Raw genomic sequence first — 13,926 nt, forward strand, 5'->3', positions numbered from 1 at the left:
GAGGTCCAATCTCATATAACATATTAAAACATATCTACTAAAAGTCAAGGCGAGTCCGAACAGCTGATTGCGATACAATAGAAGATATGAACGCCACTGAACTTGGTTTTGCAGCCGACCTGCCCATTTTTGATTATCACGAGGCGATTACGTCGGCAGTGGATGCAAATCAGGTTACTATAATTACAGCTGAAACCGGTGCGGGTAAAAGCACGCAGGTTCCGCAGTATTTGGCCGAGCACGGTTATAGTAAAGTGATTGTGACGCAGCCGCGTATTCTTGCGGCACGCAACCTGTCGCGGCGCGTCCGCGAAGAGCGTGCTATGCGTACAGGTGTGGATTCGGACGAACTAATTGGCTACCGAACGGCGCATGAACGCGATGATGGGCCTGATACTCAGATTTTATACTGTACCGACGGTCTTCAGCTTGTGCGCGAGATTACTGGCAGTGGCACGAGTGAAAAGCAGGTACTTGTCCTGGACGAAATCCATGAATGGAACGAAAACATGGAGGTGTTGGTGGCATGGGCGAAAAAGCGTTGTCAGGAAGAGCCACGTTTTAAAGTGGTAATAATGAGTGCCACGATAGAGTCCGAAAACTTGGGTGCGTACTTTGGCACGACGTCTATCATTGCGGTGCCTGGTCGCAGCTACGAGGTAGTAAAACGTCGCGGAAAAGATCTGATAGCTGAGATTATGCAGCTTCTTGACACAAAAACGAGCAATATGTTGGTATTTTTGCCAGGTAAGGCCGAGATAGAGAATGTAGGCGAGGCGATTAAAAAGAAGGCACTTGCCAAGGGTGTCCCCGTTATTCCTTTGCATAGCCAGCTAGAGGCGTCTGCTCAGCAGCAGGCGTTTGCCTCGTATCCTAAGGGTAAAGTGATCCTCTCGACAAATATTGCACAGACCAGCGTTACGATAGATGATATCGACGTGGTAATAGATTCGGGTCTGGAGCGTCGCAGCGAGGTGCAAAACGGCGTCGAAGGGCTATTTATTGCCCAGATATCGCAGGCTGATAGTTTGCAGCGCGCTGGTCGTGCTGGTCGAACTAAAAACGGTGAGTATATTTTAGCGCCGTACGATACGATGCCATGTCTTGCTTTTGAAGATAGGCCGCCGTATGGCACGCCCGAAATCCTGCGCAAGCATATCGATCGGCTGACGCTTCGGCTTGCAAATGTTGGGATTGATATCGAGCTTCTTGACTTTTATCATGCTCCGAGCCACCGCGCGCTTAAAAATGCCAAGCGTACGCTTGTAGCGCTTGGCGCTCTTACGCAATCGGGTGAAGTAACGGCAACAGGCCGGCGCATGGAGCGGTTTCCGGTGGAATCTGCCTTTGCGCGCATGCTTGTAGAGGCCGAGATGTATTCGCAGGAAGTCCAGGCAAAACTTGCTGCAATTATCAGCATCCAAGAGGTGGGTGGAATCGTAAAAAGCAGCACCCGCTACACTGCTTGGCGTTCGTTCACTCGCCAAACGAAGTCTGATCTTTTGGCACAGTACGATGTTTATTTGGCGATTCCGACTATAGACCCAGAGCAGTTTGAAGACATGGGGATTATTGGCAAAAATGTCATTAAGGCCCAAGAAACGATGGAACGGCTCGATAGGGATTTGGGCTTTGATCCCAGTAAATTAACACCTATCGAAAGTCACGAGGTCGAGCCGCTGCTTAAGTGTATTGTCGCCGGGCAAATCGACCAGCTATGGACGGTCGAGCCCGACGGCACGGTGATTCATCTTTCGAACAATCAAAAACGCGAGCTTTCAAGTGGTACTGTGGTAGCGCACCCGAAGTTGATTGCGGGCACGCCGTTTGATTTGCAGATCCCGACACCTAAGGGCGACCTTGAGACACTTCATTTAGTGCAGGGGGTTACTGCGGTCAATCCAGCATGGCTAGAAGGTCTTGTTCCACATTTATTTACGTCAAAGCCAGGCAAAATATACTACGATAACGACCAGGGTGCATTGGTGATGCGTCAAGTCGTAAAGTTTAATGGGCGAACTGTTGAGGGTGCTGGTGTGCCGATCACCGATTCAAATCCGCGAACGCGGCGTATGTTTGCCGATCTTTACGGCGCATGGCTATACGAAAGGTTAGAGCGCGAAAGACGCAATCTTCGCAAGAGTCACAACCGGCGAATACCAGCAGTATTACTTAGGCAGTTGCAAAAGCAAGTCCGAACTATTACCGGTGGCGCAATATCCCTGGGCGAGCTTAGTCGTCAGCAGCGGGCCGAACTGGAATCGCTCGGTAAAATGCAAACACATCTGGGCGATGCATTCATGGCGAAATTAGGAACATCACGAAAAGGTGGCGACCGCTCGGGACAGCAAAGACGAGGCTGGGAGCCTCGTCATAAACGCAAGTACGATCGTCGAAACGACTATCGTTAACGCTTTTTAATGATTATTTCGAGATTAGAAATATACTGCGCCGGGTTAACATGCTTGTTTTTTCGAAGATAAGCCAGGTGAATCTCGACAAAAGGTAGTTGGCCATCGGGGTATTCCGTTGCGCTCGGGCTGTACATACTTTTGGTCGTCATAGAAGGATCGTCCTGAAGCTCCCGTAGCTTTTCGGTGATTTCATCGATAGTCATAAATGGCTGCATGGTATCAGTATGCGCCTATTTGTCACTAAAACCTAATCGAGAGGGGTTAGCCTCTCGATTAGATTGTATGTTTACTTCTTTTTGCTCTCAATGGCAATCTTCTTTGGCTTTGGAAGTGGCGTTAAGGGGATGGTTACCTTAAGGACGCCGTCATTTAGGTGCGCTGCAATTTCATCGACATTCGCGCGCTCGGGGAGCTGTATGCGCCTGTAAAAGCTACTGCTGGTTTCGCGCACGACATATTTCTTTTTCTTGTCTTCCTCTTTTTCGTGCTTTTCCGCCTGAATAACAAGCGTGCCGTGATCTACTTCTATATTCACGTCGTCTTGTACGAAGTGAGGTAGGTGCGCCTCGACAACCAGCTCGTTGTCATCGTTCGTATAGACATCCGTCGTTGGAATATTCACGCCCTTTAATGGTGTCATCCAATCGTCGCCAAAAACTTGCTTTTGCAACGCGCTCAGCTCGGCAAATGGATCAAACTTTACAAGATTACTCATCATTAACTCCTTTCGTAGTAATTACTTAATACTTTAGGAGAAGCATAATGCTTCTGTACTTTTATGATATAAAAAGATGTTTTTTGTTGTCAATGATCTGAATCACGATCGTTGTAAGTATCACAGTTTGTAAAATCACGAACAGTAACCGATGTGAACAAGGCATTTTATCATAAGCGTCAAATACGATACTATTTTTATTGTACGAGCGTGATTGTGTGCGGTAGCTTGGTATAATTATATATGTGGGCGCGCCACAAAAGTAGACAGTAAACTAAGAAGGAGAAACTAATGACACAACTTGGATTAGGTCTTACAGTAGCGGTAGCAGTAACACTCGGCGTAGGCGTTGGCTTAGGTCTGTAAACAAAATCGAACACTATGGCGGCTCCTACCCGGGCCGCCTTTTTTGTTGTTTAAAGGTATAATAAAAGGAGATAAAGAATAGGCGGACATACATGAATACGATTACCTGCACGAAATGTGGCGAAACGATTGAAATAGATAAAGCCCTAGAAGGCCAGATAGAAGCACGGGTGCTAGCGGCCGAACGCCACAAGCACGACGAAGAGGTAGCGAAAATGCGTGCCGAGCAAGAGGCGACAATTGCCAAAGAGCGTGCCGCGGCTAGCGAACTGGCAAACAAGCAACTGGCGGGTGAAAAGGAACTACTTCGCAAACAGGCCGAAGCCGATCTAGAGCTAGAAAAGAAAAAGATTATTCAGGATGCCGAAAACCAGCAGCGCCGTGCCTCGCAGGAACAAGAGGCGTTGATAAAGCGCCTGCAAGACGACGCCGATAGCGCCAAAGAAGATAACAAAAAACTTCGCGAAGACCTGAGTAAGCTGATGGATGAGCTGCGGGCAAGCCAAAAAGCCCGCGACAACGCCGAACTAGAGGCAAAAAAGAAAATGGCCGAAGAAGAGGCAAAAATTCGCGACGAAGTGCAAAAAACAGCTGACGAAAAGCAGCGCCTTAACTTGGCGGCGAAAGAAAAGACTATTACCGATCTTCAAAAAGCACTCGACGATGCTCAGCGTAAGGCCGCCCAAGGTAGTCAGCAGCTTCAGGGTGAGATATTGGAGCTTGATTTAGAGGAAGCACTGGCGCAGAACTTCCGCGACGACGAAATCTCGCCGATAGCTAAAGGCGTCAATGGCGCCGATATCAGCCACACGGTAAAAAGCCAAAGTGGCATAGAATGTGGCGTGATTTTGTGGGAAATAAAGCGCACGAAAAACTGGACAGACAGCTGGATTCCTAAATTAAAGGGCGATCTGCGTAGTGCAAAAGCAAATATTCCTGTAATTATTAGCGAGGTGTTGCCTAAGCAGCTAGAGAGCGACATGGGCTATGTTGACGGCGTGTGGGTAGTAAAGCCAAAGCTGGCTATAATTCTTGCCACGCTGCTTCGTAAGAACCTGCTCGACATAAAACGCCAAGAGGTTCGTGCGGCCAACCAAGACGAAAACGCCGCGGCTTTGTATACGTTTGTCACGAGCCACGAGTTTAGCCAGCAGATCGAAAGTATGGTAGAAACCTACCAAGAGATGACTGCGCAGGTAACGAAAGAGCGTGTCGCGTACGAAAAGCTGTGGGCGCAGCGTGACAAACAGGCACAAAAACTACTACTAAGTACTGCAAATATTGTTGGCAGTATGCAGGGTCATATTGGCGCCTCAAGTATGCCAAAAATCAAAGGGCTCGAGCTTGGCGAGGGCGAGCTTTAGTAAAATGTAACATCAGTTCACCTCTGGGCGGCGTAGGTATAGCGTATATTGCATGCGCTTAAAAATCAGCCTATACTAAAACTACAAATTAAGGAGGACAGGGACGTGAAAGCAATCCATGTAACAGCTCTAGCACTAGTAGTAATTGGGGCGTTAAACTGGGGACTAGTTGGCTTCTTCGACTACAACTTGGTTGATGCGCTCTTTGGCGAAGGATCGACCCTATCGCGTGTGGTATATGCACTTGTGGGGCTTGCGGCACTCGTTGTTGTAGGCATGAAATTCATGCACTCCAAAGACGAACACGCAGCAATGTAGTATGTTGCGGAAAAAGCCGGCATTACAGCCGGCTTTTTTGTTATAAAATAAACTGCGTAACAAAGGAGTGTCTGGCATGAAAAATTCTCTCAGAAATAATGGCCTTGCGACCGCGATGTTTGCTATTTTTGCCGTATCTATTGTTGGCATGAGTCTGGCGGGATGGAGCTCGGAAAACGAAGATCGCGCGGAACATGGCCGAACGTCCCAAGGCTATGTCGAATATATTACCAGTGGCTCGTACATTGAGGCCGTATTTGAAAACTGGGAGAGCGAGTTTTTGCAAATGTGGGCGCTTGTGATCCTTACGGTCTTCTTATATCAGAAAGGCTCAACCGACTCCAAGCCGCTTCGTGGCAAAGCGTCGCAAGACACGTCATCGCGGTACTCAATCATTGAGGCAGACTCGTGGCATAAACGCGGAAAAGCTATCGTGCATGGCTTATACGCACATTCGCTGGGAATCGCTCTGTTTGGTATTTTTATTGCGTCGTTTGCGCTTCATGCCGTAGGCGGTGCGCAGGCATACAACGAGCTAGCGGTGCTTCATGGAGGTGAAGCAATGAGCGTGTTTGGCTATTTGGGTACGTCACAGTTTTGGTTTGAGTCGCTTCAAAACTGGCAGAGTGAATTTTTGGCGGTGGGAGCGCTGCTTGTTCTTTCGATTTACCTTCGGGAGCGCGGCTCGCAGCAATCCAAGCCAGTGGGCCGGCGCTACGATCACAAAACAGGCGAATAAAAATACCCCGCTCTACGCGGGGTATTCGGTATGTTAGACGGTCGCTTTGGTGTCTTTCTTTTTCTTTTTTACTTCTCTGCGTTTGTCTTGGGTTTTGGCCATGGTGTATCCTTTTCGATTTAGATTTACGGTTATTTTTTGAAAAAGATTCTTACCTTTTCATGTCGGTAATAGCTCCATTACTGTGTACTGTATAGTATAGCAAATCTACCGCAACTTTGCGTGGCCTAAACCATAAGTATTATAATAAGTAAGAGGTAAAAGCCTAAATGGAGATATGCAATGAATGATACTGATCAATACAAGATGCAAGACCCCGTAAAGCAATACCCCGTGTTGGATATTCCCGAGCAGTCGCAGCCCGAGCCGGGGCTCGATGCAAAACTTATTCCGCTCGCCGACCACGGAGTTATGACCTATAGAGGGTCTGACCGGCTAAAAGGTCGTAGGGCGCTTATAACCGGCGCAGATTCCGGCATAGGCCGAGCTGTGGCAATAGCGTACGCGCGCGAAGGAGCCGATGTTATGCTTAATTACCTTCCGGTTGAGGAGCAAGATGCGCAGGAGACGGCGCGCTACTGCGAAGAGGCGGGCGTGAAAGTAGCGACCTGCGAAGGCGACATTAGCTCGGAAGAGTTTTGCGATACGCTCATTAAGGCGACGGTAGATGAGCTGGGCGGAATCGATATACTCGTTAACAACGCGGGCAAGCAGGTGTATGTCGAGGACATTGCCGACCTCAGCACCGAGCAGCTTCGCAAGACGTTTGAGGTGAATATATTTGCAATGTTTTGGCTAAGTAAGCGCGCGCTACAGCATATGCCAAAGGGTAGCACGATTATAAATACGACGTCTATTCAGGCGTATCAGCCGTCGCCAGGACTTTTAGATTACGCCTCTACCAAGGCGGCGATCGTTGCCTTTACGCACGGCCTCGCAAAGCAGGTGGCGCCAAAAGGTATCCGCGTTAATGCAGTTGCGCCTGGTCCAATATGGACGCCGCTTCAGCCAAGCTACGGCCAGCCGCAAGAAAAACTCACAAAGTTTGGCCAAAACGTACCGCTAGGGCGACCAGGTCAGCCTGCCGAAGTAGCGCCCGCATTTGTGTTTCTTGCTTCGCAGGAATCAAGCTACACAACGGGCGAGGTTATCGGTGTGACCGGCGGCAATCACTTGCCATAGTTACAAAAACACCCCGCCGTAAAAGCGGGGTGTTTTAGCTATCTTAAAGTTATCCAACAATCTTAACAAGTTCGATATCGAATACGAGATCGGAATTTGGCGGAATGTTTGCTGCCGCACGAACTGATCCGTAGGCTTTAGCGGCCGGGATAACAAGCCTGCGAATGCCGCCAACTTTCATACCGGGAACGCCTTCGCCCCAGCCGGCGATAACTTGGTCAAGTCCAAAAGTGATTGAATCGCCGAAATCGTGCGAGCTTTGAAAAATCGTTCCATCTTTGCAAAGTGCGCCGGTGTAATGCGCGTTTATTGTGGCGTGTGGCTGTACTTCGTCGCCGTCGCCCTGTTTGATGTCAATGATCTGCAATTCCGGTACCGACGCAACTGGCGTAAAATCAGCTAGCTTAGTTCCTTCGAGTTTTGATGGGGTGTCGTTGTTCATCTTTCTATAGTAACAAACAACAGGGCGGTTTTGCGATGATGAAGAGACACGAGTAAAATAGTAATAGGGAGGTATTTATGAATGTAAACGACACAAGAAAAGAAGTGCAACGTCTGCAGATTAATGCCGACGATAAGCGCAAACAGGCACAAAAATTGACAGAGAATCTTGCTAGACCCGATGTTCTAAGCGACCTAGATAAGGCCGGGGCTGTTCGCTCCGAGGCGGATAAGCTGATCGATGAGGCTGAGCGCCTTGCGCGAGATGCGGCAGAGAAGGATCGGCAGGCATTAGAGCTTGAGCGTCGCGCTCAAGACATAGAGCGGCAGCAGGCCGAGCTCGACAAGCAGCATAAAAGCGAGATGGATAAGCTGGAGCGTGAGAAAAACGCGCTGCGAGGAACGATTGGATCAATCTTTTAAATGTAGGAGGGATATATGCCATACAAATCTAAAAGCGAGCTGCCCGAAAGCGTGCGAAACGTTTTACCCGACCACGCGCAGGGAATTTACAAAGAGGCATTTAACAGTGCCTACGATGAATACGACAAGCCCGAAGAGCGCAGAGGTGATGCTGATCGCGAAGAGGTAGCGCATAAAGTAGCCTGGGCTGCTGTAAAAAAGAAGTACGAAAAAGGTGCCGACGATAAGTGGCATGAAAAGTAGCCAAGACCCGTTCGCGATACTTAATGATTCGGTAGATGTTGTAGCCCAGCGACTGCTTGGCTGCGAGCTTGTCCGCGAAATAGACGGCCAGACAGTGCGCGTAAGAATCGTTGAAACCGAAGCGTACGATCAGACCGATGCGGCAAGCCACAGTTACAAAGGTAAGACGCCGCGCACCGAGATAATGTTTGGTCCCAGCGGGCATTTGTATGTGTATTTTACCTATGGCATGCACTATTGCTGCAATGTAGTGGTGGGCGAGGTGGGCTACGGCGCAGCGGTGCTTATTCGGGCGGTAGAGCCAATCGAAGGTGAGGACGCTATGGCGGCGCAGAGACCCTATAAAAATGGCATTGAGTTAACGAACGGTCCATCGAAATTGTGTCAGGCCCTTGGTATCGACCGTAAAATGAACGGCCATGATCTTCATGAACCTCCGTTTCGGCTTGTTATACAACCAAAGCGTCCGCAAGCAGAGATTGTGACGACAAAGCGCGTAGGGATCAGTCAGGCAAAAGAGACGCTATGGCGGTACTATCTACAGGGTAATCCGTATGTGTCGGGTAAGCACAGGCACATTGACAAATAATAAATAAGGAGTATAATAAACAAAGGAAGTCCATCCGACTGTCGCCATAACTGGCGCTCTCTAGAGATTGAGGTTGAGTAGCTGTGCTGCAGACATTGCTTGCGCTCTACTATCAGCTCACGGGGCAACGTGGGCGCACGCCCGAAGAACCCGAGGTCCCCATGCGGATCATCGAAGTTCCTTCGCCGTTCTACCGCCACCCGCCGTCTCTCCAGCTCGTTCCCGACACACGCCCCCAGGGGTAAGTGTCGCGGTGAGCGACGAATGGGCAACTTGCCGTCACCTGCGCGAATTTGCGTGGGTGACGGCATATTTGCTATTGCATGCCTGCTACGTTGGCTGTATACTATGGACAGTACATTCCGGCCGGCAGGTCGGATTTTTTCATAGAAGAAAGGAATTCACTTATGGAAGATATCAACGTTAAACAACTTACTCTCGCTGTCCGTACGATTGCCGAGGAAAAAAACCTCCCCGAAGAAACGGTCATGGCGGTTATTGAACAGGCTATTGCAGCTGCATGGCGCCGCGACAACGGTGAGCGCGACCAAGAAGTTCGTGCCGAGCTAAACACAGTAGACGGTACGGCGAACGTATTCGTATCACGCGAAGTAGTAGAAGAAGTCGGTAGCGAATCTGTCGAGATTAGTCTTGAAGATGCCCGCAAAGTAAAAGCAGACGCCGAAATCGGTGATTCAATCGAGGAAAAGCACGAAGTTGTATCATTTGGTCGCGTTGCTGCGCAAACAGCAAAGCAGGTCGTGTTGCAGCGTCTTCGCGAAGCAGAGCGTGAAGTCGTTCTTGAAGAATACGAAGACAAGATCGGCACAATCGTAACCGGTACTGTTCAGCGTGTTGAGCCACGTGTTATTCGTGTTGAGCTTGGCAAAGCAACCGGTATTATTCCGCAGAGCGAACAGATTCAGGGCGAGTTTTACAGTATTGGTTCACGTATCAAGGTGTTTATTAAAGATATCGAGCGCGATAACCGCGGCCCTCAGCTTATCCTTTCTCGCGGCAACGAAGCATTTGTCGAGCACCTATTCCGCCAAGAAGTTCCCGAAATGGAAACTGGCGCAGTAGAAATCAAAGCAATTGCCCGCGAAGCTGGTCGCCGCACGAAGCTTGCTGTTCGCAGCAACGTACCTGGCGTTGACCCTGTTGGCACGTTTGTTGGTGGACACGGAACTCGTGTTCAGGCGGTTATGAACGAAATTGGCGATCAAGAAAAGATCGACATCATTACGTTCGACGAAGGGTCAGAGCAGTTTATCCGTAACGCACTAAGCCCAGCCGAAGTCTCAAGCGTTGTTATCGACGAAGCCGCAAAGCGCGCAAAGGTGTTTGTTGCTGAAGACCAGCAGTCTATCGCTATTGGTCGTGGTGGCCAAAACGTTCGCCTTGCAAGCCGTCTTACTGGCTACGAACTTGATATTGAAACGGCCGTTCCTGCTGAAAAACCAGCAGAAGCAAAGCCTCGCAAGAATATTGAAGACAGCCTAATGAGCGCTGTTGAAGAGTCGACCGAAGACTAGTTTTAGGCCGCTCAAAAAAAGATTAGCACTCGCTTGACGTGAGTGCTAATTTTTATATATACTAAGTATAGTGAAAGCGTAAAGTAATTAAAAACGCTTGCGCAAGGTTTAGGGAGGACTGATAATAAAACTATGGCCGATGAATTCGCCGAATTTGTATCACATTTGACCGAAAACGCGCGTATCAGTTTGCAACACGCGGATGCTATTGCGCGTGGCTACGGCAGCGCTTATATCGGCACCGAACACCTCCTTTTGGGCGTTTTGGCGCAGGGTTCATCTGTGGGCGCTAAGGTTCTTGCCGATGCCGGCGTGACGCTCGATAGGGCTGAACTTGCGCTTAATCTTACGCCGCGCACGCTTATTGTTAGCACCGGCGCCAAAGGTCTTTCGGAAACCGCCAAGCTTACCCTCAAAATGAGCTGGGAAATCGCTCAGGAGTTTCATCAGGATAGCCTTGGCACCGAGCATATTTTGTATAGTATTCTTACGCAAAAAAACGCTCGTGCTACGGTACTTTTGCGCGACATGAATGTTGATGTTAGTGAGCTTATCAGTGATCTGGAAGACTTTTTCGGCAGGCAGAACAACGACGCCTATATGTCGGAAGACGCCCAGTCAACTCAAACGAAAAAGCAAAAAACAAAGGGCGGAGCGCTAGAGACCTTTGGAACTGATTTAACTGCGCGCGCAAAAGCGGGTAACCTCGACCCTGTTATTGGGCGTGATAGCGAAGAAGAGCGTATGGTGACGATTCTTAGTCGTCGCACCAAGAATAACCCTGTGCTTATTGGCGAGCCGGGTGTTGGCAAGACCGCAATTGTTGAAGGCCTGGCGCAGCGTATTGCGCGCGAGGACGTACCTGATCATCTGCTAGATAAGCGCGTAATTCAGCTTGATCTTGCCGCTATGATTGCCGGCACAAAGTACCGCGGTGAGTTTGAGGAGCGTCTTAAGAAGGTGGTTGATGAGCTGCGCCAGCAAAAGAACGTTATTATATTTATCGACGAGCTTCATTTGCTTGTGGGCGCGGGTGCTGCCGAGGGTGCGTTAGATGCCGCAAATATGTTAAAGCCTGCGCTGGCTCGTGGTGAGTTGCACATGATTGGCGCGACGACATTCGACGAATACCGCAAGCATATCGAAAAAGACGCGGCGCTCGACCGCAGGTTTCAGTCAATTATCGTGGGCGAGCCAAACCTTAAGGATACGATTGCTATTCTAAAAGGCCTCCGTTCGTACTACGAAAAACACCACGGCGTATCCATGAGCGACGAAATACTCGAAGATGCCGTATATATGGCCGACCGCTACGTGAGTGAGCGGTTTATGCCCGACAAAGCGATCGATGTTATAGACGAAGCGGCCGCTTTGGTGCGCGTGAAGGCTGGGCATAAGCCAAGTCGTGTTCGTGATTTTACAAAACAGTTGAAAAACCTGAATGAAAAAATGGAAGATGCCGTTGCAAGTGAAGATTACGAACGAGCGGCGCTTTACAAGACCCGTATCAGCCAAATCACCAAACAGCTCGATGAGGCAAAGATAGATCTGGAAAAAAAGACGCCTATCACATTAAAAGACGACGATATCGCGCATGCTATTTCGACCATGACAGGTATTCCGGTAAAGCGCGTTCAAAAGTCTGAAGCCAAGTTGCTTCGCTCGCTCGAAAAACACCTTGGTCGCTATATTATTGGGCAAAAAGAGGCTGTCGAAAAGGTTGCGCGTGCTATTAGGCGCAGCCGAAGTGGCGTTGCTAGCAATAAGCGCCCAATTGGTTCATTCGTATTTATGGGCCCGACTGGTGTCGGTAAGACTGAGCTTGCCAAGGTAGTGGCGCGCGAAGTGTTCGGTAGTGATGACGCACTTATCAAGATCGACATGAGCGAGTTTGGTGAACGACACAACACGAGCCGCCTATTGGGTGCGCCGGCCGGTTATATAGGCTACGAAGACGGTGGCCAGTTGACTGATAAAATTCGCCGTCAACCATACAGTGTTGTGCTGTTCGATGAGATCGAAAAGGCTCACCCAGAGGTATTCCAGTTGCTACTTCAGTTACTCGAAGAAGGAAAACTGACCGACGCAAAGGGGCGAAGCGTCGACTTTACGAACGCGATCATTATCCTTACGAGCAACCTCGGCGCCGATCGCATGATGAAAGAGTCGAGCCTTGGCTTTCATGCAGCGGGTAAGTCGGACGAGAAGAAACTCGACGAAGCGCACGAAGAAAACGCGGCTGCCGCAAAGGATGCACTATCGAAGATGATGCGCCCTGAGCTGATTAACCGATTCGATAGTATTGTGACTTTCCGTGCGCTAACACGAAAAGAAGTCAGCAAGATTTTCGATAATCTCATTGAAGAGCTACAAGATAGGCTTATTCATAAAGGTATTCATCTTGTCGTAAAACCTGCTGCGAAAAAGTTCTTGATTGCAAAAGGCTACGACGAAAAATTCGGCGCACGGCCTCTTAGGCGCGCTATTCAAGATGAACTTGAGCATGTTATTGCCGACGGCATTCTTTCGGGAGCGTACGAAAAAGGCAGTGTTCTTGAAGCAACGGCACAAAAAGGCGCTATAATAGTAACTGTTAAGCATGAAGCAGCATAAAACAGAACGAGGGTTCATTGTTGGGCTAAGCGCGGCCATTCTTAGTGTTGTTGTTGCGATTGTTCTTCTTGTTAATAGGCAGTATTTTGTCGATCAAATGACAGTTTGGCAATATACTCCCTCGCCTGAAATTGCATCTTTTGCCGAGCGAACGAGCATGAATGATACGGGAAAGTTCTACTTTTATGCAAGTCAGCCATCACTAGAAGCGGCAGCGAGCTTTAATGAAAAGTGCGACCGTAAAGAGGAAAGCACGGCAATTCTTGGCTGCTACAATGGCCAGTATATCTACATTTACGACGTAGATGACGCCACGCTCGATGGCATTCGCGAGGTGACGGCAGCGCACGAGATGTTACACGCTGCTTATGTGCGCATGAACGACAAAGATAAAAGCCGGGTAAACGCGCTTATCGAAGAAGAGTATGCAAAACTTAAAGCGAACGCTGATTTTTCGGAAAGAATGGATTTTTACGCACGAACCGAACCTGGTGAGCGTGATAACGAACTCCACTCGATAATTGCTACCGAGGTTGCGGATATCAGTCCGGCGCTTGAACAGCACTACAAAACGTACTTCACTGATCGTTCTAAAGTTGTAGCGCTCCACACAAGGTACGCGAAAATATTTAGCGAATTGCAAACAAAAGCAACCAAGTTATCTTCGGAACTTACCGAGCTAGGTGATAAAATTGAGGCTGCGTCGTTTACATACAACAAAGACATCGCCGCATTTAACCAGGACGTTGATGAATTTAAGCAAAAAATCGATAATGGCGAGTTTACAACACAAGCGCAAGTAAACGCGGCTCGAAATTCTCTTCTGGCAAGAGCTGATGACCTCGATGCTCGTCGCACGGCGATTAACAAAGATGTTGCGCTATATAATACGCGTCGGGCGGAGCTAGCGAAGATCGCTGCACAGTCCGAGGCTTTAAATCGCAGTATCGACAGTAGCCTGTCGCCCTCGCCTAGTCTATAATA

General features: G+C 49.0%; 14 protein-coding genes. 11 read left to right on the forward strand and 3 right to left on the reverse strand.

Translation table 11 applies throughout. The annotated features are described in order from the left end of the window. Positions 1 to 86 precede the first annotated feature (86 nt). Positions 87 to 2,411: an ATP-dependent RNA helicase gene (locus HZB75_02310; protein QQG51317.1), complete on the forward strand. Its 2,325-nt coding sequence runs from the start codon at positions 87 to 89 to the stop codon at positions 2,409 to 2,411. Here HZB75_02310 and HZB75_02315 read toward each other — a convergent pair. Both HZB75_02315 and HZB75_02320 read right to left on the reverse strand, forming a co-directional pair. Next, on the reverse strand, positions 2,408 to 2,629 hold the full coding sequence (locus HZB75_02315) for a hypothetical protein (protein QQG51318.1): 222 nt from the start codon (positions 2,627 to 2,629) through the stop codon (positions 2,408 to 2,410). The two genes, HZB75_02310 and HZB75_02315, sit on opposite strands and share 4 nt — an antisense overlap. Positions 2,630 to 2,700: 71 nt before the next feature. Continuing rightward, positions 2,701 to 3,132, reverse strand: a complete 432-nt coding sequence (locus HZB75_02320; protein ID QQG51319.1) for an Hsp20/alpha crystallin family protein — start codon at positions 3,130 to 3,132, stop codon at positions 2,701 to 2,703. 455 nt (positions 3,133 to 3,587) lie between these two features. On the opposite strand from HZB75_02320, the gene HZB75_02325 reads away from it, so the two are divergent. From HZB75_02325 to HZB75_02340, 4 genes are all read left to right on the forward strand, one after another. Further along, complete coding sequence (locus HZB75_02325) at positions 3,588 to 4,859, forward strand: DUF2130 domain-containing protein (GenBank protein QQG51320.1); 1,272 nt, start codon at positions 3,588 to 3,590, stop codon at positions 4,857 to 4,859. A 105-nt stretch (positions 4,860 to 4,964) separates the two neighbouring features. Beyond that, positions 4,965 to 5,177, forward strand: a complete 213-nt coding sequence (locus HZB75_02330) for a DUF378 domain-containing protein (protein QQG51321.1) — start codon at positions 4,965 to 4,967, stop codon at positions 5,175 to 5,177. Between the two features lie 76 nt (positions 5,178 to 5,253). Continuing rightward, positions 5,254 to 5,916, forward strand: a complete 663-nt coding sequence (locus HZB75_02335) for a hypothetical protein (protein QQG51322.1) — start codon at positions 5,254 to 5,256, stop codon at positions 5,914 to 5,916. Positions 5,917 to 6,198: 282 nt separating this feature from the next. Beyond that, complete coding sequence (locus HZB75_02340) at positions 6,199 to 7,098, forward strand: SDR family oxidoreductase (GenBank protein ID QQG51323.1); 900 nt, start codon at positions 6,199 to 6,201, stop codon at positions 7,096 to 7,098. Between the two features lie 49 nt (positions 7,099 to 7,147). Here the strand turns inward: HZB75_02340 and HZB75_02345 are convergent, their stop codons facing one another. Continuing rightward, positions 7,148 to 7,540 carry an FKBP-type peptidyl-prolyl cis-trans isomerase gene (locus HZB75_02345; GenBank protein QQG51324.1) on the reverse strand — a complete coding sequence of 131 codons (393 nt, stop codon included), beginning with the start codon at positions 7,538 to 7,540 and terminating at the stop codon, positions 7,148 to 7,150. 77 nt (positions 7,541 to 7,617) lie between these two features. Here HZB75_02345 and HZB75_02350 point away from each other — a divergent pair, with 77 nt between their 5' ends. From HZB75_02350 to HZB75_02375, 6 genes are all read left to right on the forward strand, one after another. Then, positions 7,618 to 7,962 (forward strand): hypothetical protein, encoded by a 345-nt coding sequence (locus HZB75_02350; GenBank protein ID QQG51325.1) that lies wholly within the window; start codon positions 7,618 to 7,620, stop codon positions 7,960 to 7,962. 15 nt (positions 7,963 to 7,977) lie between these two features. Beyond that, positions 7,978 to 8,205 (forward strand): putative cation transport regulator ChaB, encoded by a 228-nt coding sequence (chaB, locus tag HZB75_02355; protein ID QQG51326.1) that lies wholly within the window; start codon positions 7,978 to 7,980, stop codon positions 8,203 to 8,205. Beyond that, a complete protein-coding gene (locus HZB75_02360) occupies positions 8,195 to 8,794 on the forward strand; it encodes a DNA-3-methyladenine glycosylase (GenBank protein ID QQG51327.1) in 600 nt (199 codons plus the stop codon). Before chaB ends, HZB75_02360 begins: the two co-directional genes overlap by 11 nt. A gap of 407 nt (positions 8,795 to 9,201) precedes the next feature. Then, a complete protein-coding gene (gene nusA, locus HZB75_02365; protein QQG51328.1) occupies positions 9,202 to 10,329 on the forward strand; it encodes a transcription termination/antitermination protein NusA in 1,128 nt (375 codons plus the stop codon). Between the two features lie 132 nt (positions 10,330 to 10,461). After that, positions 10,462 to 12,942, forward strand: a complete 2,481-nt coding sequence (locus tag HZB75_02370) for an ATP-dependent Clp protease ATP-binding subunit (GenBank protein QQG51329.1) — start codon at positions 10,462 to 10,464, stop codon at positions 12,940 to 12,942. Next, positions 12,929 to 13,924 (forward strand): hypothetical protein, encoded by a 996-nt coding sequence (locus HZB75_02375; protein QQG51330.1) that lies wholly within the window; start codon positions 12,929 to 12,931, stop codon positions 13,922 to 13,924. The genes HZB75_02370 and HZB75_02375 overlap by 14 nt, the downstream gene beginning before the upstream one ends. Positions 13,925 to 13,926: the final 2 nt, after the last annotated feature.

The organism is Candidatus Saccharibacteria bacterium (assembly GCA_016432585.1).
Lineage (GTDB): Bacteria > Patescibacteriota > Saccharimonadia > Saccharimonadales > Saccharimonadaceae.

Bases quoted from the DNA above. Each gene is read 5' to 3' on its own strand.
- HZB75_02310 (QQG51317.1), top strand. From the start codon at position 87: ATGAACGCCACTGAACTTGGTTTTGCAGCCGACCTGCCCATTTTTGAT.
- HZB75_02335 (QQG51322.1), top strand. From the start codon at position 5,254: ATGAAAAATTCTCTCAGAAATAATGGCCTTGCGACCGCGATGTTTGCT.
- HZB75_02340 (QQG51323.1), top strand. From the start codon at position 6,199: ATGAATGATACTGATCAATACAAGATGCAAGACCCCGTAAAGCAATAC.
- HZB75_02320 (QQG51319.1), bottom strand. From the start codon at position 3,132: ATGATGAGTAATCTTGTAAAGTTTGATCCATTTGCCGAGCTGAGCGCG.
- HZB75_02345 (QQG51324.1), bottom strand. From the start codon at position 7,540: ATGAACAACGACACCCCATCAAAACTCGAAGGAACTAAGCTAGCTGAT.
- HZB75_02325 (QQG51320.1), top strand. From the start codon at position 3,588: ATGAATACGATTACCTGCACGAAATGTGGCGAAACGATTGAAATAGAT.
- HZB75_02370 (QQG51329.1), top strand. From the start codon at position 10,462: ATGGCCGATGAATTCGCCGAATTTGTATCACATTTGACCGAAAACGCG.
- HZB75_02350 (QQG51325.1), top strand. From the start codon at position 7,618: ATGAATGTAAACGACACAAGAAAAGAAGTGCAACGTCTGCAGATTAAT.
- nusA (QQG51328.1), top strand. From the start codon at position 9,202: ATGGAAGATATCAACGTTAAACAACTTACTCTCGCTGTCCGTACGATT.
- HZB75_02375 (QQG51330.1), top strand. From the start codon at position 12,929: ATGAAGCAGCATAAAACAGAACGAGGGTTCATTGTTGGGCTAAGCGCG.
- HZB75_02360 (QQG51327.1), top strand. From the start codon at position 8,195: ATGAAAAGTAGCCAAGACCCGTTCGCGATACTTAATGATTCGGTAGAT.
- HZB75_02315 (QQG51318.1), bottom strand. From the start codon at position 2,629: ATGCAGCCATTTATGACTATCGATGAAATCACCGAAAAGCTACGGGAG.
- chaB (QQG51326.1), top strand. From the start codon at position 7,978: ATGCCATACAAATCTAAAAGCGAGCTGCCCGAAAGCGTGCGAAACGTT.